Source organism: Streptomyces tritici, from assembly GCF_048500665.1.
In the GTDB taxonomy this organism is placed as follows: Bacteria; Actinomycetota; Actinomycetes; order Streptomycetales; family Streptomycetaceae; genus Streptomyces; species Streptomyces tritici.
In genome coordinates, this window is the sequence record NZ_CP183183.1 from 950,618 (window position 1) to 972,039 (window position 21,422).

Annotated in this window: 17 protein-coding genes; 3 read left to right on the forward strand and 14 right to left on the reverse strand. The window is 71.6% G+C overall.

Features of this window, described 5'->3' with window-relative positions:
• Position 1: 1 nt before the first annotated feature.
• From alaS to ACNJ93_RS04395, 3 genes are read right to left on the reverse strand one after another with little or no spacing between them, the layout of a single operon-like run.
• Positions 2 to 2,671: an alanine--tRNA ligase gene (alaS, locus tag ACNJ93_RS04385; protein ID WP_418955993.1), complete on the reverse strand. Its 2,670-nt coding sequence runs from the start codon at positions 2,669 to 2,671 to the stop codon at positions 2 to 4.
• Positions 2,671 to 3,027, reverse strand: coding sequence for a DUF6167 family protein (locus ACNJ93_RS04390; RefSeq protein WP_418955994.1), 357 nt, complete (start codon positions 3,025 to 3,027; stop codon positions 2,671 to 2,673). The genes alaS and ACNJ93_RS04390 overlap by 1 nt, the downstream gene beginning before the upstream one ends.
• Positions 3,028 to 3,032: 5 nt before the next feature.
• Positions 3,033 to 3,464 carry a DUF948 domain-containing protein gene (locus tag ACNJ93_RS04395; RefSeq protein WP_418955995.1) on the reverse strand — a complete coding sequence of 144 codons (432 nt, stop codon included), beginning with the start codon at positions 3,462 to 3,464 and terminating at the stop codon, positions 3,033 to 3,035.
• 170 nt (positions 3,465 to 3,634) lie between these two features.
• Between ACNJ93_RS04395 and ACNJ93_RS04400 the strand changes: the two genes are divergently transcribed.
• Positions 3,635 to 5,794: an ATP-binding protein gene (locus ACNJ93_RS04400; RefSeq protein ID WP_418955996.1), complete on the forward strand. Its 2,160-nt coding sequence runs from the start codon at positions 3,635 to 3,637 to the stop codon at positions 5,792 to 5,794.
• A 33-nt stretch (positions 5,795 to 5,827) separates the two neighbouring features.
• Here ACNJ93_RS04400 and rpsD read toward each other — a convergent pair whose 3' ends face one another.
• From rpsD to ACNJ93_RS04425, 5 genes are all read right to left on the reverse strand, one after another.
• Positions 5,828 to 6,442: a 30S ribosomal protein S4 gene (rpsD, locus tag ACNJ93_RS04405; RefSeq protein ID WP_418955997.1), complete on the reverse strand. Its 615-nt coding sequence runs from the start codon at positions 6,440 to 6,442 to the stop codon at positions 5,828 to 5,830.
• Positions 6,443 to 6,809: 367 nt separating this feature from the next.
• On the reverse strand, positions 6,810 to 8,162 hold the full coding sequence (locus ACNJ93_RS04410) for a replication-associated recombination protein A (RefSeq protein WP_418955998.1): 1,353 nt from the start codon (positions 8,160 to 8,162) through the stop codon (positions 6,810 to 6,812).
• A gap of 42 nt (positions 8,163 to 8,204) precedes the next feature.
• Complete coding sequence (locus ACNJ93_RS04415) at positions 8,205 to 8,828, reverse strand: vitamin K epoxide reductase family protein (RefSeq protein WP_418955999.1); 624 nt, start codon at positions 8,826 to 8,828, stop codon at positions 8,205 to 8,207.
• A 165-nt stretch (positions 8,829 to 8,993) separates the two neighbouring features.
• The gene (gene hisS / locus ACNJ93_RS04420) at positions 8,994 to 10,256 is read right to left on the reverse strand and encodes a histidine--tRNA ligase (protein WP_418956000.1); all 1,263 of its coding nucleotides are present in this window, start codon (positions 10,254 to 10,256) and stop codon (positions 8,994 to 8,996) included.
• 12 nt (positions 10,257 to 10,268) lie between these two features.
• Positions 10,269 to 10,982 (reverse strand): MBL fold metallo-hydrolase, encoded by a 714-nt coding sequence (locus ACNJ93_RS04425; RefSeq protein WP_418956001.1) that lies wholly within the window; start codon positions 10,980 to 10,982, stop codon positions 10,269 to 10,271.
• Between the two features lie 153 nt (positions 10,983 to 11,135).
• Here ACNJ93_RS04425 and ACNJ93_RS04430 point away from each other — a divergent pair, with 153 nt between their 5' ends.
• Positions 11,136 to 11,927: a peptidylprolyl isomerase gene (locus ACNJ93_RS04430; protein WP_418956002.1), complete on the forward strand. Its 792-nt coding sequence runs from the start codon at positions 11,136 to 11,138 to the stop codon at positions 11,925 to 11,927.
• A 177-nt stretch (positions 11,928 to 12,104) separates the two neighbouring features.
• A complete protein-coding gene (locus ACNJ93_RS04435) occupies positions 12,105 to 13,334 on the forward strand; it encodes a DUF349 domain-containing protein (protein WP_418956003.1) in 1,230 nt (409 codons plus the stop codon).
• Positions 13,335 to 13,414: 80 nt separating this feature from the next.
• On the opposite strand, the gene ACNJ93_RS04440 is transcribed toward ACNJ93_RS04435, so the two are convergent.
• The 6 genes from ACNJ93_RS04440 to ruvB all read right to left on the reverse strand — a co-directional run bounded on the left by ACNJ93_RS04440 (position 13,415) and on the right by ruvB (position 21,383).
• The gene (locus ACNJ93_RS04440) at positions 13,415 to 15,886 is read right to left on the reverse strand and encodes a RelA/SpoT family protein (protein WP_418956004.1); all 2,472 of its coding nucleotides are present in this window, start codon (positions 15,884 to 15,886) and stop codon (positions 13,415 to 13,417) included.
• A 199-nt stretch (positions 15,887 to 16,085) separates the two neighbouring features.
• Complete coding sequence (locus ACNJ93_RS04445) at positions 16,086 to 16,658, reverse strand: adenine phosphoribosyltransferase (RefSeq protein ID WP_418956005.1); 573 nt, start codon at positions 16,656 to 16,658, stop codon at positions 16,086 to 16,088.
• Positions 16,655 to 17,743 (reverse strand): protein translocase subunit SecF, encoded by a 1,089-nt coding sequence (gene secF, locus ACNJ93_RS04450; RefSeq protein ID WP_418956006.1) that lies wholly within the window; start codon positions 17,741 to 17,743, stop codon positions 16,655 to 16,657. The genes ACNJ93_RS04445 and secF overlap by 4 nt, the downstream gene beginning before the upstream one ends.
• A gap of 1 nt (position 17,744) precedes the next feature.
• The gene (gene secD / locus ACNJ93_RS04455) at positions 17,745 to 19,508 is read right to left on the reverse strand and encodes a protein translocase subunit SecD (protein ID WP_418956007.1); all 1,764 of its coding nucleotides are present in this window, start codon (positions 19,506 to 19,508) and stop codon (positions 17,745 to 17,747) included.
• 144 nt (positions 19,509 to 19,652) lie between these two features.
• The gene (gene yajC, locus ACNJ93_RS04460; protein WP_418961306.1) at positions 19,653 to 20,111 is read right to left on the reverse strand and encodes a preprotein translocase subunit YajC; all 459 of its coding nucleotides are present in this window, start codon (positions 20,109 to 20,111) and stop codon (positions 19,653 to 19,655) included.
• A gap of 177 nt (positions 20,112 to 20,288) precedes the next feature.
• Positions 20,289 to 21,383, reverse strand: a complete 1,095-nt coding sequence (gene ruvB, locus ACNJ93_RS04465) for a Holliday junction branch migration DNA helicase RuvB (protein WP_418956008.1) — start codon at positions 21,381 to 21,383, stop codon at positions 20,289 to 20,291.
• Positions 21,384 to 21,422 lie beyond the last annotated feature (39 nt).

Here is a 21,422-nt window from a genome sequence, read left to right on the forward strand (position 1 = left end):
GTCACGCGGTTTCCACGACCAAGCGCTCCACCGCGGCGATGGCCTCGCCGACGGCCTCCGGGTTCTGGCCGCCGCCCTGGGCGACGTCCGGCTTGCCGCCACCGCCGCCGCCGAGGGTCTTGGCGGCGGTGCGGACCAGCTCGCCGGCCTTGAGACCGCGCTCGCGGGCGGCCTCGTTGGTGGCGATGACGGTCAGCGGCTTGCCGCCCGCGACGGTGAACAGGGCCACGACGGCCGGGCGGTCGCCGGGGATGCGGCCGCGCACGTCGAGGACCAGCTTGCGCAGGTCGTCGGCGCCGGTGCCGTCCGGGACCTTGCCGGTGACCAGGGCCACGCCGCGGATGTCCTTGGCGGAGTCGACGAGACCGGCGGCGGCCTGCAGGACCTTCTCCGCGCGGAACTTCTCGATCTCCTTCTCGGCGTCCTTGAGCTTGCCGAGCATGCCGGCGATCTTCTCCGGAAGCTCCTCGGGACGGCCCTTGACCAGCTCCTGCAGCTGGGCGACGACCGTGTGCTCGCGGGCGAGGAAGTGGTACGCGTCGACGCCGACCAGGGCCTCGATGCGGCGCACGCCGGAGCCGATGGACGACTCGCCGAGCAGCTTCACCAGACCCAGCTGGGCGGTGTTGTGCACGTGGGTGCCGCCGCACAGCTCCTTGGAGAAGTCGCCGATGGTGACGACGCGGACCTTCTCGCCGTACTTCTCGCCGAACTCGGCGATGGCGCCCTGCCGCTTGGCCTCGTCGATCGGCATGACCTCGGCGTGCACGTCGAGCTCGCGGGCCAGCACCTCGTTGATCTTCTGCTCGACGTCGGTGAGCACGGCGCCGGGGACGGCGTTCGGCGAGCCGAAGTCGAAGCGGAAGCGGCCGGGCGAGTTCTCCGAACCGGCCTGGGCGGCCGTCGGGCCGAGGGCGTCGCGCAGCGCCTGGTGGGTGAGGTGGGTGGCGGAGTGGGCGCGGGCGATGGCCCGGCGGCGGCGCACGTCGATGGTGGTGTACGCGGTGGCGCCCACGGTCACCTCGCCGACCTGCACCGAGCCCTTGTGCACGGACACGCCGGGGACCGGCTGCTGCACGTCGCGGACCTCGATGACGGCGCCGCTGTGCAGCTTGATCCGGCCCTGGTCGGCGAGCTGGCCGCCGCCCTCGGCGTAGAACGGGGTGCGGTCGAGGACGACCTCGACCTCGTCGCCCTCGGTGGCGGCGGGCGACGGGACGCCGTTGACGAGCAGGCCGACGACCGTGGACTCGCCCTCGGTGTTGGTGTAGCCGGTGAACTCGGTGGCGCCGGAGCTGTCGGCGATCTCGCGGTAGGCGGAGACGTCGGCGTGGCCGGTCTTCTTGGCCTTGGCGTCGGCCTTCGCGCGCTCCCGCTGCTCCTTCATCAGGCGGCGGAAGCCGTCCTCGTCCACGGACAGCCCCTGCTCGGCGGCCATCTCCAGGGTGAGGTCGATCGGGAAGCCCCAGGTGTCGTGGAGCAGGAACGCCTTGTCGCCCGGCAGGACGGTGCCGCCGGCGGCCTTGGTCTCGGTGACGGCGGTGTCGAGGATGTTGGTGCCGCCCTTGAGGGCCTTGAGGAACGCGGCCTCCTCGGCGAGGGCGACGGTCTCGATCCGCTTGCGGTCGGTGACGAGCTCCGGGTACTGCTCGCCCATCGTGTCGATCACGGTGTCGACGAGCTGCTTCACGACCGGGCCGGTGGCGCCGAGCAGGCGCATGTTGCGGATGGCGCGGCGCATGATGCGGCGCAGCACGTAGCCGCGGCCCTCGTTGCCGGGGGTGACGCCGTCGCCGATCAGCATCACGGAGGTGCGCATGTGGTCGGCGACCACGCGCAGCGAGACGTCGCTGTCGTGGGCCTTGCCGTAGGAGACGCCGGTGAGCTCGGTGGCCTTGTCGATGACGACCTTGAGGGTGTCCGTCTCGTACATGTTCTGGACGCCCTGGAGGATCATCGCCAGGCGCTCCAGGCCGAGGCCCGTGTCGATGTTCTTGGCAGGCAGGTCGCCGAGGATCGGGAAGTCCTCCTTGCCGGAGCCCTCGCCGCGCTCGTACTGCATGAAGACGAGGTTCCAGATCTCCACGTACCGCTCGTCGTTGACGGCCGGGCCGCCCTCGACGCCGAACTCGGGGCCGCGGTCGTAGTTGATCTCGGAGCAGGGGCCGCAGGGGCCGGGGACGCCCATGGACCAGAAGTTCGGGCCCATGCCGAGGCGCTGGATGCGCTCGGCGGGCACGCCGACGACGTCGCGCCAGATGCGCTCGGCCTCGTCGTCCTGCTCGTAGACGGTGATCCAGAGCTTCTCCGGCTCGAGCCCGTAGCCGCCGTGCTCGACCGGGGTGGTCAGCAGCTCCCAGGCGAGCTTGATGGCGCCTTCCTTGAAGTAGTCGCCGAAGGAGAAGTTGCCGCACATCTGGAAGAACGTGCCGTGCCGGGTGGTCTTGCCGACCTCCTCGATGTCGGGCGTGCGCACGCACTTCTGCACGCTCGCGGCCCGCGGGAAGGGGGGCTTGACCTCGCCCAGGAAGTAGGGCTTGAAGGGCACCATGCCGGCGGGGACGAGCAGCAGAGTCGGGTCGTCCGCGATGAGCGACGCCGAAGGGACGACGGTGTGCCCGCGCTCCTCGAAGAAGCTCAGCCAGCGACGGCGGATTTCAGCCGACTCCATCAGTGGTCCTCATTCCGGTTGTACGTGATCGTGGGGTACGGATGCTTGGTGCTTTTCGCGCGGCCCGCCGTCCGCGGGTCGAGGGCCGCGTACCGGGGCGGCGCCGGGAGCTCCCGCTCCGGTCCGGCCGGGGCCTCCAGGCCGAGCGCCTCGCCGAGTTCGGCCTCGCGCTGGACCATGCCCGCCCGGACGTCGAGGGCGAAGTCCTTCAGCCGGTGGCCTGCCTCGACGGCCTTGTTCGCCGCTTGGGCGGCGAGGCTCTCGGGGGTCAGCTGCTTCAGCTTCTGGTTGACCTTGGTGGTGGCCCAGACGCCGGCGGCGGCGCCGGCGGTGAACCAGAAAGCGCGACGGAACATCGTGCTCAGCCCTTCTGCTTGCGGCGGCGCGGGAACGGCACCGTGCGGCCGACGACCACCGCGCGGCCGCGGTCCTCGCGCGGGCGCTCCTCGCGGCTCCGGCCGAGCGCCCGGCGGACGCCGTAGCCGAAGGCCGCGATCTTGACGAGCGGGCCGCCGAAGGTCGAGGCGACGGTGGTGGAAAGCGCCGACGCGTTGGAGGTGACCTCCTGGACGTCGGAGGCGATGGCGTCGACCCGGTCGAGCTGGGTCTGTGCCGAGCGGACCGCCGCGGAGGCGTCGGCGAGCAGCGGAACGGCCTGCTCCGTCACGTCCGCCACGAGCTTGGTGGTCGCCCTGAGCGTCTGCGCCAGCCTCACCAGCACCACGGCGAGGAAGGAGACGAGGATCGCCCAGAACACGGCCACCAGGATCCCGGCAACCTCTCCACCGGTCACGCGCTGCACCGCTCTCTGCTGTCGTTGGGCCCTTGCGAAAAGTCGTTCTCCGACCCTATCGCGCCCGGGCTCGCTCCCCGTACCGCATTACCGTCCGGGGCGGGCCCGGGAGCCGGGCGGGACGGGGCCGATTGTACGGAGTGCGCGCGGGTGAGTACGCTCCGTGTCCCATGCGACGGAGCAATCTTCCGGCGGAGCTCAACCGGTTCGTGGGCCGGGCGGCGGAGCGGGACGAACTGGGGCGGCTCCTGGAGGAGTACCGCCTGGTCACCGTGGTCGGCATGGGCGGGGTGGGCAAGTCCCGGCTGGCGCTGCGGTGCGCCGCCGCGGCGGAGAAACGCTACGCCGACGGAGTCCGGCTCGCCGAGCTGTCCGGGCTGCGCGATCCGGCGGTCCTGGAGCACGCGCTGGCCGAGGCGCTGGGCCTGACCGACCACACGAGCCGCTCCCGTCGCTCGATGCTGGCCGAGCACCTGGCGGAGCTGCGGCTGCTGCTGGTGGTGGACGGCTTCGAGCACCTGGTGGAGGAGTGCGCCCCGCTGCTGCGGGAGCTGCTGAGCGGGGCGCCGGGGCTGACCGTGCTGGCGGTGGGCCGGCGGCCGCTGCGGGTGGACGGCGAGGCGGTGTACACGCTGGCGCCGATGTCGGACGAGGACGCGGTCGAGCTGTTCGAGGCGCGGGCGGAGGGCGTGGGGGCCGCCGGTGCTCCCGCGGAGGCGGTGCGCGAGCTGTGCCGGCGGCTGGACGGGATCCCGCTGGCCCTGGAGCTGGCCGCGGGCCGGCTGCCGCTGCTGACCGTGGAGCAGGTGCTGCACCGTCTGGACGACCGGTTCCGGCTGCTGACGGACGGGACGCGGGGCGCGCTGCCCCGCCACCAGACGCTGCGGACGGCGATCGGCTGGAGCCACGAGCTGTGCACCCCGGAGGAGCGGCTGCTGTGGGCGCGGCTCTCGGTGTTCGCCGGGGCGTTCGACCTGGAGGCCACGGAGTACGTGTGCGCGGGCGACGGCCTGGCCGCGGAGCGGGTGCTCGACGTGCTGGGCGGGCTGCTGGCCCAGTCGCTGCTGGTGCGGGAGGACACCCCTGCGGGCCCGCGCTTCCGGATGCTGGACACGGTCGGCGCGTACGGGGCGGAGTGGCTGGCCGCGCTCGGGGACACCGAGCGGATGCGGCGCCGGCACCGGGACTGGTACATGGGCCTGGCGACCTGGTGCGAGCTGGAGTGGTTCAGTCCGCGGCAGGCGGAGGTGGCGGCGGCGACGGACGCGGCGCTGCCGAACCTGCGGGCCGCGCTCGAACTGTGCCTGGAGCGGCCGGAGGACACCCACCTGGCGCAGCACATGGCGGGGACGCTGTGGTTCTACTGGGCGGGCTGCGGCCGGCTCGCGGAGGGCCGGCACTGGCTGGACCGGGCGCTGGCCGCTGAGCCGGAGCCGCCGGACGCGCCGGGGCAGCACGACGCCCGGCTGAAGCCGCTGTGGGTGCTGGGGTACGTCGCGATCCTGCAGGGCGACGACGCGGCGGCGGTCGCGGCGCTGCACGAGTGCCGGGAGCGGGCCCTGCGGGCCGGGGACCGGGTGGCCGAGGCGTACGCGACGCACCGGATGGGCTGTCTGGCGCTGCTCTCGGACGACGTGCCGCGCGCCGAGGAGCTGATGCGGCGGGCGCTCGACGCGTACCGGGAGCTGGGCGAGCTGAACAGCAACGTGCTGATGGGGCAGGTCGAGCTGGCGATGACCCGGATCTTCCAGGGGGACCTGGAGGGCGCCCTGCTGCTGGTCGGCGAGGTGCGGGAGATCTGCGAGGAGCGCGGGGAGCGCTGGACGAAGGCGTACGCGCTGTACGTCCTCGCGTACGCGGCCTGGGCGCGCGGCGAGCTGGGCGAGGCGCGGGGGCTGCTCGCCGAGTGCGTCGCGATCGACCACGCCTTCCACGACCTGGTGGGCCTGGTGCTCGCGATCGAGCTGCTGGCGCTGGTGACGGCGAGCGAGGGCGACGCGGCGGAGGCGGCGGTGCTGATGGGGGCGGCGGCGCCGGTGTGGGACTCGGTGGGAGTGCCGCTGTTCGGCTCGGCGAACTTCAGCGGGCCGCGCGAGCTCTGCGAGCGGCAGGCGGGCGAGCTGCTCGGGCCGGCGCGGTTCGCCGCGGCGGTCCGGGAGGGCCGGGCGCTGTCGCTGGACGAGGTGGTGGACCGGGCGCTTGCGGGGCGGCGGGCCCCGGCCGTCGGCGGGAGCGGGACCGGGGCGCCGCGCCCGTTCCGTACGTCGGTCCCCGGAACGCGGAAGCCCGCCGGCTCCCCCACCCTGCAGGGCGGGGAGACGGCGGGCTGAAACCGCGGGAAGTACCGCGCGCGCCGAAGAAGATCAGCGGGCGTAGTACTCGACGACCAGCTGCTCGTCGCAGATGACCGGGATCTCCTTGCGGTTCGGGTCGCGGTCCAGGCGGAAGGCCAGGGCCTTCAGGTTCACCTGGAGGTAGCGCGGGGTCTCGCCCTCGGCGGCGAAGCCACCCTCGCGAGCGACCTGGAACAGCGGCTTCTCGCGGGACTTCTCGCGGACCATCACGACGTCGTCGGGACGGACGCGGAAGGACGGCTTGTCGACCTTCTGGCCGTTGACCTGGATGTGACCGTGCACGACCATCTGGCGGGCCTGGTAGATGGTGCGGGCGATGCCCGAACGCAGGACCAGGGCGTCGAGGCGACGCTCGAGCTCGACGACCAGCGCCTCGCCCGTCTTGCCCTCGGCCTTCTTGGCGCGGTCGTAGGCGCGCGCCATCTGGCGCTCGCTGATGTCGTACTGGGCGCGCAGGCGCTGCTTCTCGAGCAGACGGACCTTGTAGTCCGAGTTCTGCTTGCGGCCACGGCCGTGCTCGCCCGGCGGGTAGGGGCGGGCCTCGAAGTACTTGACGGCCTTCGGGGTCAGCGCGATGCCGAGGGCACGCGACTTCTTGACCTTGGGGCGGGACTGGTTCGCCATGAACCAACCTCTCTATCTGTGCGAATACGGCTTCACCAGTGGTTGAGGAGGTCGCATCCGCAGCCGGGAAACCCCGCGGGCCCCTGAGGACCTGCCGGGCAGCCGCTCCCTGGTCTGGGCACATACGTGCAGCACGCGAACGACCCACCGCCGGTCCCGGGAATCCGGGTGGTGGTGGGTGGCACGCGACACCTTCGAAGGTGCGCGACGCTCCTGGAACTCCGCCCGGGGGCGGTGTTCCGGCTGACTGCCCCGCTCTGGTGGTGCCGACCGGGGCCGGACACGGGACGCAGCACTCCGCACGAGTGTACCGGCTCGGCGCGGGGGCCGTGCACGCGGCCGGTGATCAGCCTGCGCCGGGCGGCGATCAGCCCTCGCCGCGCAGTCGCTCGCGGACCTTCTCCACCACGTCCGCGTACCGCGCCTCGGCGCCGTAGCGGGTGGGCGTGTAGTACCGCTTGCCGTGCACGGCGTCCGGGGCGTACTGCTGGGCCGCGATGCCGCCGGGGACGTCGTGCGGGTACACGTAGCCCTGGGCGTGGCCGAGCTTGGCGGCGCCCTTGTAGTGCCCGTCGCGCAGATGCGGCGGGACCGGGCCGGCCAGTCCGTTGCGCACGTCGGCCTGCGCGGCGGAGATCGCCGTGGTCGCCGCGTTGGACTTGGGGGCGAGGGCCAGGGCGATGGTGGCGTGGCTGAGGGTGAGCGCCGCCTCGGGGAAGCCGATCATGGCGACGGCCTGGGCGGCGGCGACGGCGATCGGCAGCGCGTTCGGATCGGCGAGGCCGATGTCCTCGCTGGCCGAGATCATCAGCCGGCGGGCGATGAACCGGGGGTCCTCCCCCGCCTCGATCATGCGGGCCAGGTAGTGCAGCGCCGCGTCGACGTCCGAGCCGCGGATCGACTTGATCAGCGCGCTGGCCACGTCGTAGTGCTGGTCGCCGTCCCGGTCGTACTTCACCGCCGCCCGGTCGACGGTCTCCTCCAGGGTGGCGAGGGTGATCTCCGCCTCGCCCTTGTCGAGGGCCGCGCCCGCGGCGGCCTCCAGGGCGGTCAGCGCCCGGCGGGCGTCGCCGCCGGCGAGCCGCAGCAGATGCGCCTCGGCGTCCTCGGGGAGGGTGACCGCGCCGCCGAGGCCGCGCTCCTCGGTGAGCGCCCGCTTGAGCAGGTCGCGCAGGTCGTCGTCGGTCAGCGGCTCCAGGGTCAGGAGCAGCGAGCGGGACAGCAGCGGGGAGATCACGGAGAAGTACGGGTTCTCCGTGGTGGCGGCGATGAGGGTGACCCAGCGGTTCTCGACGGCGGGCAGCAGCGAGTCCTGCTGGGCCTTGCTGAAGCGGTGGATCTCGTCGAGGAAGAGGACGGTCTCCTTGCCGTAGCCGCCGGAGGCGCGGCGGGCGCCGTCGATGACGGCCCGGACCTCCTTGACGCCGGCGGTGATCGCGGAGAGCTCCACGAACCGCTTGTCGGTGGCCTTGGAGACCACGTACGCCAGGGTGGTCTTGCCGATGCCCGGCGGGCCCCACAGGATCACGGACGAGGCCCCGGCCGGGCCGCCGCCGCCCTCGCCCACGAGCCGGCGCAGCGGGGACCCCGGCTTGAGCAGGTGCTGCTGGCCCATCACCTCGTCGAGGGTGCGCGGGCGCATCCGGACGGCCAGCGGACTGCCGGCCGGGTCCTTCTCCTGGCGTTCTTCGGCGGCGGCGGTAAAGAGGTCGGGCTCCACGTCATGAAGCCTAAGCGAGCCCACTGACAGTCCGGGCCGCCGTCAGCTCGTCCAGAAGTCCCACCAGCGGGTCAGGATCAGCATGCCGATGATGCCGATGTGCAGCGCCGGCAGGATCCAGGTGAACTCGGCGAAGAAGGTGCGCAGCCCGGCCGGGGCCGGCAGGACGCCCGCGCGGACGTTGTGCGAGGTCACGTACCAGAACATGACGATGGTGGCGACCCAGGCGAGGCAGCACCACAGGCAGAGCGCGTTGATCTCGTACAACGACTGCTGCATGAGCCAGGTGCAGAACCCGACGCCGAACAGCGTGCCGGCGTTGAGCCCCAGCCAGTACCAGCGCCGGTAGCGCGCCCCGGCGAGCAGGGCGACGCCGATGGCGATCACCATCGCGTACGTGACGAGCCCGAGCATCGGGTTCGGGAAGCCGAAGGCCGAAGCCTGCTCGCTCTTCATGATGTTCCCGCAGGACACCACGGGGTTGAGGCTGCAGCCCGGCGTGAAGTTCGGGTCCTCGAGCAGCTTGAACTTGTCGAGCGTGATGACCCAGGCGGCCAGCAGTCCGGCGGCTCCGGTGATCACCAGCATCCAGGCGAACGCCCGGCCGGCGCCGATCGTGCCGGAGCTCCCCTGGTCGGACACGTCGTCCCGCACAGCACTCGTCATTTCGCCGTTCCATGGTCGTCGCGGGCGGATGGGCACGGTCATTCTGCCGCACCGCCCCCGCCGTCCACCGTTCGATGGACATAAGGACGAGCACTCCAGGCCATGCCCGGACGTGCGGAAGGGCCCGGTCCGCTCGGCGGCGGCCGGGCCCTTCGGGCGCGTGGGTCAGGCCAGCCTGGCCCGTACGGTCTCCACCAGCTTGTCCAGGGCCACCGGCTCCTGCTCGCCGGAGTCCATGTCCTTCAGCTGCACGACGCCGTCCGCGAGGTCGCGCTCGCCGGCGACGATCGTGTAGCGGGCGCCGGAGCGGTTGGCGTTCTTCATGTGGCTCTTCAGGCCCTTGGCGCCGTAGCTGAAGTCCGTCGCCACCCCGGCCCTGCGCAGCTCGGTGACCACGCCGAACAGCACGCGGCGGGCCTCGTCGCCCAGCGGCACCGCGAAGACGCTGGTGGCCGGCGGGACGTCGAGCTCGATGCCCTCGGCCTCCAGGGCCAGGACGGTGCGGTCCACGCCGAGCGCCCAGCCGACCGACGGCAGCGCCGGGCCGCCGATCATCTCGGACAGGCCGTCGTAACGGCCGCCGCCGCCCACCGCGGACTGCGAGCCGAGACCGTCGTGGACGAACTCGAAGGTGGTGCGGGTGTAGTAGTCCAGGCCGCGGACCAGCTTCTCGTCGTCCTCGAAGGCCACGCCCGCCGCGGTCAGCAGCTCGCGCACCTCCGCGTGGTACGCCTTGCAGGCGTCGCACAGGTAGTCCTTGAGGAGCGGCGCGCCGGCCAGCTGCTTCTGGACCTCGGCCCGCTTGTCGTCGAGCACCCGCAGCGGGTTGATCTCGATGCGGCGGCGGGTCTCCTCGTCCAGGTCGAGGCCGCGCAGGAAGCCCTGCAGGGCCTCGCGGTAGACGGGGCGGCACTCCTTGTCGCCCAGCGAGTTCAGCAGGATGCGGAACTCGCGCAGGCCCAGGGAGCGGTACGCCTGGTCGGCCAGGATGATCAGCTCGGCGTCGAGCGCAGGGTCCTCGGCGCCGATGGCCTCCGCGCCGACCTGCGAGAAGTGGCGGTAGCGGCCCTTCTGCGGGCGCTCGTAGCGGTAGTACGAGCCCGAGTACCAGAGCTTGACCGGCAGGCCGCCGGCCTTGTGCATGTTGGCCTCCAGCGCCGCGCGCAGCACGGAGGCGGTGCCCTCGGGGCGCAGCGCCAGGTTGGCGCCGCCCTTGGTGGTGAGGGTGTACATCTCCTTGGTCACGATGTCGGTCGACTCGCCGACGCCGCGGGCGAAGAGGTCGACGTCCTCGAAGCCCGGGGTCTCGACGTAGCCGTAGCCCGACTTCCGCAGCGGCGCGGCGATGGCGTCACGGACCGCCAGGTAGGTCGCGGAGAACGGCGGGATCAGGTCGAACGTGCCCTTGGGGGCCTTGAAGGTGCTCACGGAAGTCTCTCGTCACATTCCTCGTCGGGGAGCGCTCGCTGCGTCGCTCCCGAGGCCGGCGGCCACCTGCCGCAGATAGGGGTTGGTGGCGCGCTCCTGGCCGATGGTCGTCTGGGGACCGTGTCCGGACAGCACCACGGTCGAGTTGTCGAGCGGCAGGCACACGCGGGCCAGCGATGCGAGCATCTCGTCCATGTCACCGCCGGGCAGGTCGGTGCGTCCGATGGAGCCGGCGAACAGCAGGTCGCCCGAGAAGAAGACCGAGGGGATCTCCTGCGTCTGGGGCATCCGGAAGGTCACCGACCCCTTGGTATGGCCGGGCGCGTGCGCGACCGAGAACTCCAGTCCGGCCAGCTCCAGGGCGCTGCCGTCGCCGAGCTCGCGGACGTCGTCCGGCTCGCCCACGGTCAGCTCGCCGAGGAGCGGCATCCCGATGGAGCGGCCGATCGCCTTCTCCGGGTCGCTCATCATGTACCGGTCCGCCGGGTGGATCCACGCGGGCACGTCGTGCGCGCCGCAGACGGGCACGACGGAGGCGACGTGGTCGATGTGTCCGTGGGTCAGGATCACGGCGACGGGCTTGAGCCGATGCTTCTTGAGCGTCTCCTCGACTCCCTGGGCGGCCTGGTGGCCCGGGTCGATGATCACGCACTCCTCGCCGGCGGCGGGGGCGACCAGGTAGCAGTTGGTCCCCCAGGCCCCGGCGGGGAACCCGGCAATCAGCACGATCGTCCTTAGTGTGTCGTCCGGCAGAGCTTGCGGCAGAGCGGAATGCAGCAGATCAGAGCCTACCGGCGCTGCTCATCCCACAGCCAACCCGTATACGGTACGGGCACACCCGGCCAGGACAGGAACACCAGACCGACAAGGAGCGACCCGGTGGTCAACAGCGATCAGCGGCGGCGGCAGCTCGCCAGGGAGAAGTTCGCGCGGCAGCAGCAGCGGCGGCAGGAGGCACGGCGCCAGACCAGGCGGCGCAACGTCGTGATCGCCGCCGGCCTTGCCGTGGTGCTCGCCTCCGGAGGCGCCGTGTACGCCTCCGTCGCGCTGACCGGCGGCGGGAAGGGCGATGACGCCGCGTCGTCGTCGAGCCCGACGCCCACCCCGCCGGAGTCCTCGGAGTCCAAGGCGCCGGAGCCGAAGATGGCGATCGACGCCAAGGCCACGTACACCATGGAACTGAAGACGAACCACGGCGCCGTGGCCATCGCCATGGACGCGGCGAAGACCCCGCGCACGGTGAACTCGTTCAAGCACCTCGCGGACAAGAAGTACTTCGACGGCACGAAGTGCCACCGGCTCACCACCCAGGGCATCTTCGTGCTCCAGTGCGGCGACCCGAAGGGCGACGGCACCGGCGGCCCCGGCTACACGATCCCGGACGAGAACCTGGGGGCGCTGGGCAAGGCCGGCGCGGACGGCACGGTGACCTTCCCGGCCGGCACGGTCGCGATGGCCAACACCATGCAGCCGAACACCGGCGGCAGCCAGTTCTTCCTGGTCTACAAGGACACCAAGCTGCCCCCGCAGTTCACCCCCTTCGGCACGATCGACAAGGCCGGTCTGGAGGTCGTGAAGAAGATCGCGGCGGGCGGTGTCGAGGGCGGCTCCGGGGACGGCGCGCCCAAGCTCGCGGTCACGGTGGAGAAGGCCGCGGTCCGGAAGGTGTGAACCGGTGAACTTCGCTCGCGCTGACTGCGGACAGCCGGGCGGCCGGTCGCCTAGATTGGCGTTGTGCAGCGCGGACGGGATTCCGCGCTGTGGAGGGCGGGCGAGACCCGCCGCGAAACTGTGGACGATGCCCGGGGGTCACCACCCCTTCGTACGGCATCAGGTGGAGGAGGCGCTGTGAGCAGCGACCCGTGGGGCCGCGTCGACGAGACGGGCACCGTGTACGTGCGTACGGCCGACGGCGAGAAGGTCGTCGGCTCCTGGCAGGCCGGCACCCCAGAGGAGGCGCTGGCCTACTTCGAGCGCAAGTACGAGGGCCTGGTTGTCGAGATCGGCCTCCTCGAGCGTCGGGTGAGGACCACCGACCTCTCGGCGAAGGACGCCATGACCGCCATCGACCACCTGCGTCAGCAGGTGGACGAGCACCACGCCGTCGGCGACCTGGACGCGCTGTCCAAGCGGCTCGACAAGCTGGTGGAGACGGTCGAGTCGCGCCGTGAGGAGCGGAAGGCCCAGAAGGCCAGGCAGACCGACGAGGCGCGGCACGCCAAGGAGGCGCTGGTCGCCGAGGCGGAGGAGCTGGCGCAGAGCGAGCAGTGGCGGGCCGCCGGGGACCGGCTGCGGTCGCTGGTGGACACCTGGAAGGGCCTGCCGCGGCTCGACCGGAAGTCCGACGACGAGCTGTGGCACCGCTTCTCGCACGCCCGCTCGGCCTTCTCCAAGCGCCGCAAGGCCCACTTCGCCTCGCTGGACGCCCAGCGCGAGGAGGCCCGCAAGGCGAAGGAGGCGCTGGTCGCGGAGGCGGAGTCGCTGTCGAACTCCACCGACTGGGGCGCCACGGCCGCCCGCTACCGCGAGCTGATGGCGGAGTGGAAGGCGGCCGGCCGGGCGCAGCGCGAGTTCGAGGACGACCTGTGGAACCGCTTCCGCGGCGCCCAGGACGTGTTCTTCGCGGCGCGTTCCTCGGTGTTCGCCGAGCGGGACGCGGAGCAGGGCGAGAACCTCAAGCTGAAGGAGGAGCTCGCCGCCGAGGCCGAGAAGTTGGTGCCGGTGACGGACCTGAAGGCGGCCCGCGCGGCCTTCCGGGCCATCAACGAGCGCTGGGAGGCCATCGGTCACGTGCCGCGCGACGCCCGGTCGAAGGTCGAGGGCCGGATGCACGCGGTGGAGCGGGCGATCCAGGAGGCCGAGGAGGCCGAGTGGCGCCGGACGAACCCGGAGGCGCGGGCCCGCGCCGCGGGTCTGACCGGTCAGCTGCAGGACGCGGTCGACAAGCTGCAGAAGCAGATCGACGCGGCCCGCGCGGCGGGCAACGACGCCAAGGCCGACAAGCTCGCGAGGGAGCTGGAGGGCCGCCAGGCGCTGCTGGACCAGGCGCTGAAGGGCCTGGAGGAGTTCGGCGGCTGAGCCGGTGACGGTACGCGAGAGGCCCCCGGCGGCTGCCGGGGGCCTCTCGTGTGTGTCCGTGCGTACGACTCCGTGCGACGTTACGGGCGCCGGGCGCTCGTCACGCGGTAGACGTCGTACACGCCCTCCACGCCCCGTACCGCCTTCAGGACGTGGCCGAGGTGCTTCGGGTCGCCCATCTCGAAGGTGAACCGCGAGGTCGCCACCCGGTCGCGGGAGGTCTGCACGGCCGCGGACAGGATGTTGACGTGCTGGTCGGACAGGACGCGCGTCACGTCCGAGAGGAGCCGCGAGCGGTCCAGCGCCTCGACCTGGATGGCCACGAGGAACACCGACGACTGGGTGGGCGCCCATTCGACGTCCAGCATCCGTTCGGGCTCGCGGGACAGCGACTCGACGTTGACGCAGTCGGCGCGGTGCACCGAGACGCCGCTGCCGCGGGTGACGAAGCCGACGATCGGGTCGCCGGGGACGGGGGTGCAGCAGCGGGCCAGCTTCACCCAGACGTCCTCGACGCCCTTGACGACCACGCCCGGGTCGGCGCTGGAGCGCCGCTTGGTGCGGCCGCGGGTCGGCGGGGCGGTCTCGGCGATGTCCTCGGTGGCGGCCTCCTCGCCGCCGAGCGCCTGGACCAGCTTCTGCACGATGGACTGGGCGGTGACGTGGCCCTCGCCGATCGCCGCGTACAGCGAGGAGATGTCGCTGTACCGCATCTCGTGGGCGAGGGTGACCAGCGAGTCGCCGGTGAGGATCCGCTGGATCGGCAGGTTCTGCTTGCGCATGGCCCGCGCGATGGCGTCCTTGCCCTGCTCGATCGCCTCGTCGCGGCGCTCCTTGGAGAACCAGGCGCGGATCTTGTTGCGGGCGCGCGGGGACTTGACGAAGCCCAGCCAGTCGCGGGACGGGCCGGCACCGGCGGCCTTGGAGGTGAAGACCTCGACCAGGTCGCCGTTGTCGAGGGTGGACTCCAGCGGGACGAGGCGGCCGTTGACGCGGGCGCCTATCGTGCGGTGGCCGACCTCGGTGTGGACCGCGTACGCGAAGTCGACGGGGGTGGCGCCGGCGGGCAGCGCGATGACATCGCCCTTGGGGGTGAAGACGAAGACCTCGTTGCGCGACAGGTCGAAGCGCAGCGACTCCAGGAACTCGCCCGGGTCCTCGGTCTCCTTCTGCCAGTCGAGCAGCTGGCGCAGCCACGCCATGTCGTTGAGGTGGTCGTCCTTGCCGGTCTTCTTCGGCACGTCGGTGCGCACCTTGGAGGCGCCGGCGACGGCCTCCTGCTTGTACTTCCAGTGCGCGGCGATGCCGTACTCGGCGCGGCGGTGCATGTCGAAGGTGCGGATCTGCAGCTCGACGGGCTTGCCGTTGGGTCCGATGACCGTCGTGTGCAGCGACTGGTACATGTTGAACTTCGGCATCGCGATGTAGTCCTTGAACCGGCCGGGGACCGGGTTCCATCGCGCGTGGACGGTGCCGAGGGCGGCGTAGCAGTCGCGGACCGTGTCGACGAGGACGCGGATGCCCACCAGGTCGTAGATCTCCGCGAAGTCGCGGCCGCGGACGATCATCTTCTGGTAGACGCTGTAGTAGTGCTTGGGCCGGCCGGTGACGGTGGCCTTGATCCGGGCCGCGCGCAGGTCGGACTGCACCTCGTCGGTCACTATCGCCAGGTACTCGTCCCGCTTGGGGGCGCGCTCGGCGACGAGCCGGACGATCTCGTCGTACATCTTCGGGTAGAGGATCGCGAAGGCGAGGTCCTCCAGCTCCCACTTGATGGTGTTCATGCCCAGGCGGTGGGCGAGCGGCGCGTAGATCTCGAGGGTCTCGCGCGCCTTCTTCTCCTGCTTCTCGCGCTTGAGGTAGCGCATGGTGCGCATGTTGTGCAGGCGGTCGGCGAGCTTGATGACCAGGACGCGGGGGTCCTTGGCCATGGCGACGACCATCTTGCGCACGGTCTCGGCCTGGGCGGCCTCGCCGAACTTGACCTTGTCGAGCTTCGTGACGCCGTCGACGAGCAGGGCGACCTGGTCGCCGAAGTCCCGGCGCAGGGTGTCGAGTCCGTACTCGGTGTCCTCGACGGTGTCGTGCAGCAGACCGGCCATGAGCGTGGCCGGGTCCATGCCGAGCTCGGCGAGGATGGTGGTGACGGCCAGCGGGTGCGTGATGTACGGGTCGCCGCTCTTGCGCTTCTGGCCGCGGTGCCAGCGCTCGGCGACCTGGTACGCCTTCTCGATCTGGCGGAGCGTCGCCGTCTCGATCTTGGGGTCGTTGGAGCGGACGATCCGCAGCAGCGGTTCGAGGACCGGGTTGTACGGCGAGGAGCGCTGCACGCCGAGGCGGGCGAGGCGGGCCCGTACGCGGTTCGAGGAGCCGCCCGGCCGGGCCAGGGCGCCCGGCGTGGGACGGGGGGCCGGCGGCGGGGGCGCCGGGGCACGGTCGGGCGCCGGCCGGTTCTCCGCGGGCTTGTTCTGGGGCGTGGCGGAACCTGCCGCGGCCGGCGGGGCCTGCGGGTCGGGTTGCGCGGCGGAGAGTGGCTGGGCCTCGTCTGGCAAGAGCGCTCCTCAGGGATCCGGGTCCCCCGGTCAGGCCCGGAAATCCCATGGTATCGACCCGCCCGCCCCGGCGCGCACGCGTCCGTCCCTCGGCCCTCCCGCCCGGATCCGGCCACCCGTCCGCGCACCCGCCGGACACGGCGAAGGGCGCTCCGGGATCTCCCGGAGCGCCCTCCTTCGCGTGCGTCGCGCGGCGCGCTCAGACCGTGATCAGTGCTTCCAGCGGGGCGCCGGCGAGGGCCGGCTGGAGGCGGGTGCGGCCGGGGAGGAAGCCGAGTTCCATCAGGACCGCGACGCCCGCGACCGAGGCGCCGGCGCGGCGGATCAGCTGCAGGGACGCCTCGGCGGTGCCGCCGGTGGCGAGGACGTCGTCGATGACCATCACGCGGTCGCCCGCGGTCAGGTCCTCGGCGTGCACCTCGATCTCGGCGGTGCCGTACTCCAGCTCGTACGCCTGGCTGAGCGTGGCCCCCGGCAGCTTGCCGGCCTTGCGGACCGGGATGAAGCCCAGGCCCGCGCGGACGGCGACCGGCGCGGCGAGGATGAAGCCGCGGGCCTCCAGGCCCGCGACCTTCGTCGCGCCGTTGCGCCGGCACAGCTCGGCGAGCGTGTCGGTCAGCGCCGTGAACGCCACCGGGTCCGCGAGCAGCGGCGTGATGTCCTTGAACAGCACGCCCGGCTTCGGATAGTCCGGGACGTCGCGGATCCTGCTGAGCAGCAGGGCCCGCGGGTCGGCCACGGCGTCGGTGACGTCGGTGACGGGCTCGGTCATCGCTGCCCGTCCGAGGAGGACCGGCCGCGGCGGCCGCGCTGGCCCACCACGGTCGCCGGGACGGCGTCCTCGACGCCCTCGTCCGCCAGGTCCGCGTCCGGGGACTCGCCCTTGGCGGCCCCGGCCGCCCGCTTGGCGAGCACCCGCTTCTTCAGCGCCTTCATCGCCGGGTCGCGCTCCTTGAGGTCGGCGACCAGCGGCGTGGCGATGAAGATCGACGAGTACGCGCCGGCGGCCAGACCCACGAACAGCGACAGCGAGATGTCGTTCAGCATGCCCGCGCCGAGCACACCGCCGCCGATGAACAGCAGACCGGCGACCGGCAGCAGCGCCACGACCGTCGTGTTGATCGAGCGGATCAGCGTGCTGTTGATGGAGATGTTCGCCAGATCGCCGTAGGTGTACCGGGTCTGCTTGCTGATGCCCTTCGTCTGCTCCTTGAGCGAGTCGAAGACGACCACCGTGTCGTAGAGCGAGTAACCCAGGATGGTCAGCAGACCGATGACCGTACCGACGGTGACCTCGAAGCCGACCAGCGAGTAGATGCCGACGGTGATCGTGAGGTCGTGGACCAGCGCGACGAACGCCGCGAGGGCCATCCGCCACTCGAAGGCGATGGCGAGGTACAGCACCACCAGGATCATGAAGACCCCGAGGCCGGTCCACGCCTTGTTGGCGATCTGCTCGCCCCAGCTGGGGCCGACCAGCTCGGCCGCGATCTGCCTCTCGGAGACGTTCAGGTCCTTGGCCAGCTCCGAGCGGACCTGGTCGGACTTCTCCGTGTCGAGGCCGCCGACCTGGATCCGCAGCTCACCGTCGCCGAGCTTCTGCACGATCGCGTCGTGGCCGGAGGCGTCCTCGACGAACTCCTGGGCCTGGGAGACCGAGACCTCGGTCTTCGGCGTGGTGAAGACCGCGCCGCCCTGGAACTCGATGCCCATGTTCAGCCCGCGGACGGCCAGCGCCGCGATCGCCGTGATGGTGATCAGGATCGAGATGCCGTACCAGATCTTGCGGTTGCCGATGAAGTCGTAGACGACCTCACCGCGGTTCAGCCGGGCGCCGAGACTGTCGCGCTTCGACATCTCACGCCTCCTTCGGGTCGACAGGGGCAGTGACACGACGCGAGCGGCGCAGCGGAGGCTTGGCCCCCAGGCGCTTCGGGTCCAGGCCGGACCACGGGTGACCCTCGCCGTAGAACTTCGTCCGGGCGAGCAGCGTCATCAGCGGCTTCGTGAAGAAGAAGACCACGACCACGTCGAGCAGGGTGGTCAGACCCAGCGTGAAGGCGAAGCCCTGGACCTTGCCGACCGTGACGACGAAGAGCACCGCGGCGGCCAGGAACGACACGAAGTCGGACACCAGGATCGTGCGACGGGCCCGCGGCCAGGCGCGCTCCACGGCCGGACGCAGGGTGCGGCCCTCGCGGACCTCGTCGCGGACGCGCTCGAAGTACACGATGAAGGAGTCCGCGGTGATACCGATGGCGACGATGGCACCGCAGACGGCCGGCAGGTTCAGCGCGAAGCCGATGGCCGGACCGAGCAGCGACATGATCACGTACGTGAGGATCGCCGAGGCCAGGAGGCTGGGCAGCGCGATCAGCGACAGGCCGCGGTAGTAGACGATCAGGTAGAGGACCACCAGGGCCAGACCGATCGCGCCCGCGATCAGACCCGCCTCGAGCTGCTCGCCGCCGAGGGCGGCGGTGACGGTGTCGACGCTCTGGATCTCGAAGGAGAGCGGCAGGGCGCCGTACGACAGGATGTTGCCGAGGTCCTGCGCGGACTCCTGGTTGAAGCTGCCGGAGATCTCCGCGCTGGCGCTCAGCGTCTGGCGCACGGACGGGGCCGAGGTCACCTCGCCGTCGAGGACGATGGCGAAGCGGTTCATCGGGTCCTGCTGCTGGGACAGGCGGCTGGTGATCTTCTGGAACTTCTTGGCGCCGGTGTCCGTGAAGTCCATCTGGACGATCCACATGCCGCGCTGCTGGTCGAAGACGCCCTTGGCGTCCTTGACGTCCTTGCCCTCGACCTCGGCCGGGCCGAGCACGTACTTCTCGACGAAGCCCTTCTCGGGCGTGCTGCAGGCGACCGTCGACTCGGTGGGCTTGACGTTCTTGCCCGCCGCGGAGCGCTGCTTCGGGTCGGTGCAGTCGAGCGTGGCGAACTTCTGCTGGAGGGCGGCCTCGCCCGCGGGCGCCTTCGGCGTCTCGGACGGCTTCGGCTTGCCGGAGGCGCTCGGGGTCGGCGTCGGGCTCGGGGCCTTCAGGGCCTCGGAGACCGGGCGGCCCTGGGTGGTGGCGCTCGCCGAGGGCGCGGCGGTGGACTTGTCGTCCTTCTCGCCCTTGCCCTTGTCGGCGGTCGCACCGGAAGCGGACGGCTTGGGCGACGGGGAGCCGGAGGGGGACGCGGACGGCGTCGCCTTCGGGTCCATCGCCTGCGTCTGCGCGGTCAGGACCGGGCGGAAGTAGAGCTGGGCGGTGGTGCCGACCTGCTCCTTGGCCTGCTCCTCGTTCGTCCCCTTGGGGATGTTGACGACGATGTTCTCGCGGCCCTGGGTCTGTACCTCGGCCTCGGAGACGCCCAGACCGTTGACACGGCGCTCGATGATGCCGACCGCGGTGTTCATGTTGGTCTCGTTGACGGCGGATTCCTTACCGGGTTCCGCCTCCGCCTTGAGCGTGATCGTCGTACCGCCCGCGAGGTCGATGCCCAGTCGCGGCGTGGTGTGACCCGACCAGAACATCCCGCCGGTGAGCGCGACCATGGCGATCAGGAACAGAACGAGGACACGCCCCGGCCTGCCCTGTCCCCCCGCCGGCCTTCGGCCCTTCTTCGGTGCTGCCACCTTGTCGATTCTCCCTGTCCAACCGCCCGCGCCGGGTGTGCGCGGGCGGCCACGAATTGGTGTGGGGACCTGCCCCCGCAGTCGTAGACACGGTCCGGGGACCGCGGGCGCGCCGGTGGGCGTGCCCGTGGTCCCCGGCTGCGACTACTTCGCGTCGGTGTCGCCGTCCGCCTTGCCGTCCTTGACCTCGGTCTCGGCGCCCGCCTCGGCCGGGTCCGCCTTCTTGGTCAGGTCGGTCTTGGCCTCGGAGTCGTCGTCCTTCTCGGTCAGCGAGGAGACGTCATCCGGTACAGCGTCGCCGGTGATCTTGATGTCACCCTCGTCGCCCTCGGTGTCGCCGTGCACGATCCGGTTGTACTCCTCGTCGGAGAGCACCGCGCCGATCGCGTTCTTGGCGTAGACGGCATGCACGCCGGGCGCCACCTCCAGGAGGACGGTGTCCTCGCTGAGCTCCTTGACGGTGGCGTACATTCCCCCGATCGTCCGAACGCCGGAGCCGGGCTGCATCTGGTTGCGCATCTCCACCGCCTGCTGCTGCTTCTTCTTGGCAGAGCGGGTCAGGAGGAACATGGCCCCGATGAGGACGATGAACGGGAGGAGCATGCCGATGTTATTCACGGGACGGAAATCCTTCGCATGGTCGCGGCGATTCCGCGGCCTGATCTTCGGGGGTGGGTGCCGACCATAAGGGCGGCATCGGCGGAGTCTAGGCGAGTCCGCATCGATGGAACAACGCCCAGCATCCCCGATTGGTTCCTTCCCGGGCGAGGCTCCGCGCCGTCACGCCCCGAAGAGCCCCTGTTGTCCGCTTCCCGGTCCGGGGGCCGGGTTTCCCGAGGTCCCGGGCACCGGCGGCTCCAGTCCGAGGTGGGTCCAGGCCGCCGGGGTGGCGACCCGGCCACGGGGCGTGCGGGCGAGCAGTCCCTCGCGTACGAGGAAGGGCTCGGCGACCTCCTCGACCGTCTCGCGCTCCTCCCCCACGGCCACGGCGAGCGTCGACAGGCCGACGGGGCCGCCGCCGAACAGCTTCAGCAGGGCCTCCAGGACTCCGCGGTCCAGCCGGTCCAGGCCGCGGGCGTCCACCTCGTACACGGCGAGGGCGGCGGCGGCGATCTCGCGGGTGATCCGGCCGTCGGCCCTGACCTGCGCGTAGTCGCGGACGCGGCGCAGCAGGCGGTTGGCGATGCGGGGCGTGCCGCGGGAGCGGCCGGCGATCTCGGCGGCGCCGTCGGTGTCGATCTCGACGTCGAGGAGTCCGGCGGAGCGGCGCACGACCCGCTCCAGCTCGTGCGGCTCGTAGAACTCCATGTGCGCGGTGAAGCCGAAGCGGTCGCGCAGCGGGGGCGGCAGCAGACCGGCGCGGGTGGTGGCGCCGACGAGGGTGAAGGGCGGCAGTTCCAGGGGGATGGCGGTGGCGCCGGGGCCCTTGCCGACGATCACGTCGACCCGGAAGTCCTCCATCGCCATGTAGAGCATCTCCTCGGCGGGCCGGGACATCCGGTGGATCTCGTCGAGGAAGAGGATCTCGCCCTCCTGGAGGGAGGACAGGATCGCGGCGAGGTCGCCGGCGTGCTGGATCGCGGGGCCGGAGGTGATCCGGATCGGGGCGTTCATCTCCGCCGCGATGATCATGGAGAGGGTGGTCTTGCCGAGGCCGGGCGCGCCGGAGAGCAGGACGTGGTCGGCGGTGGCGCCGCGCTGGCGGGCGGCCTTGAGCACGAGGTCGAGCTGCTGGCGGACCTTCTCCTGGCCGACGAACTCGCTGAGGTCCTTCGGACGCAGCGCCGCCTCGACGGCCTGGTCCTCGCCGTCGGCGGCGGGCGCGACCAGCCGCTCGGCGGCGCTGCCGGTGTCCGTCTCGTCGTCCCAGTTCACGGTGGTCTGCCTATCTCGGTGGTGGTGTGGTGGGCCGGT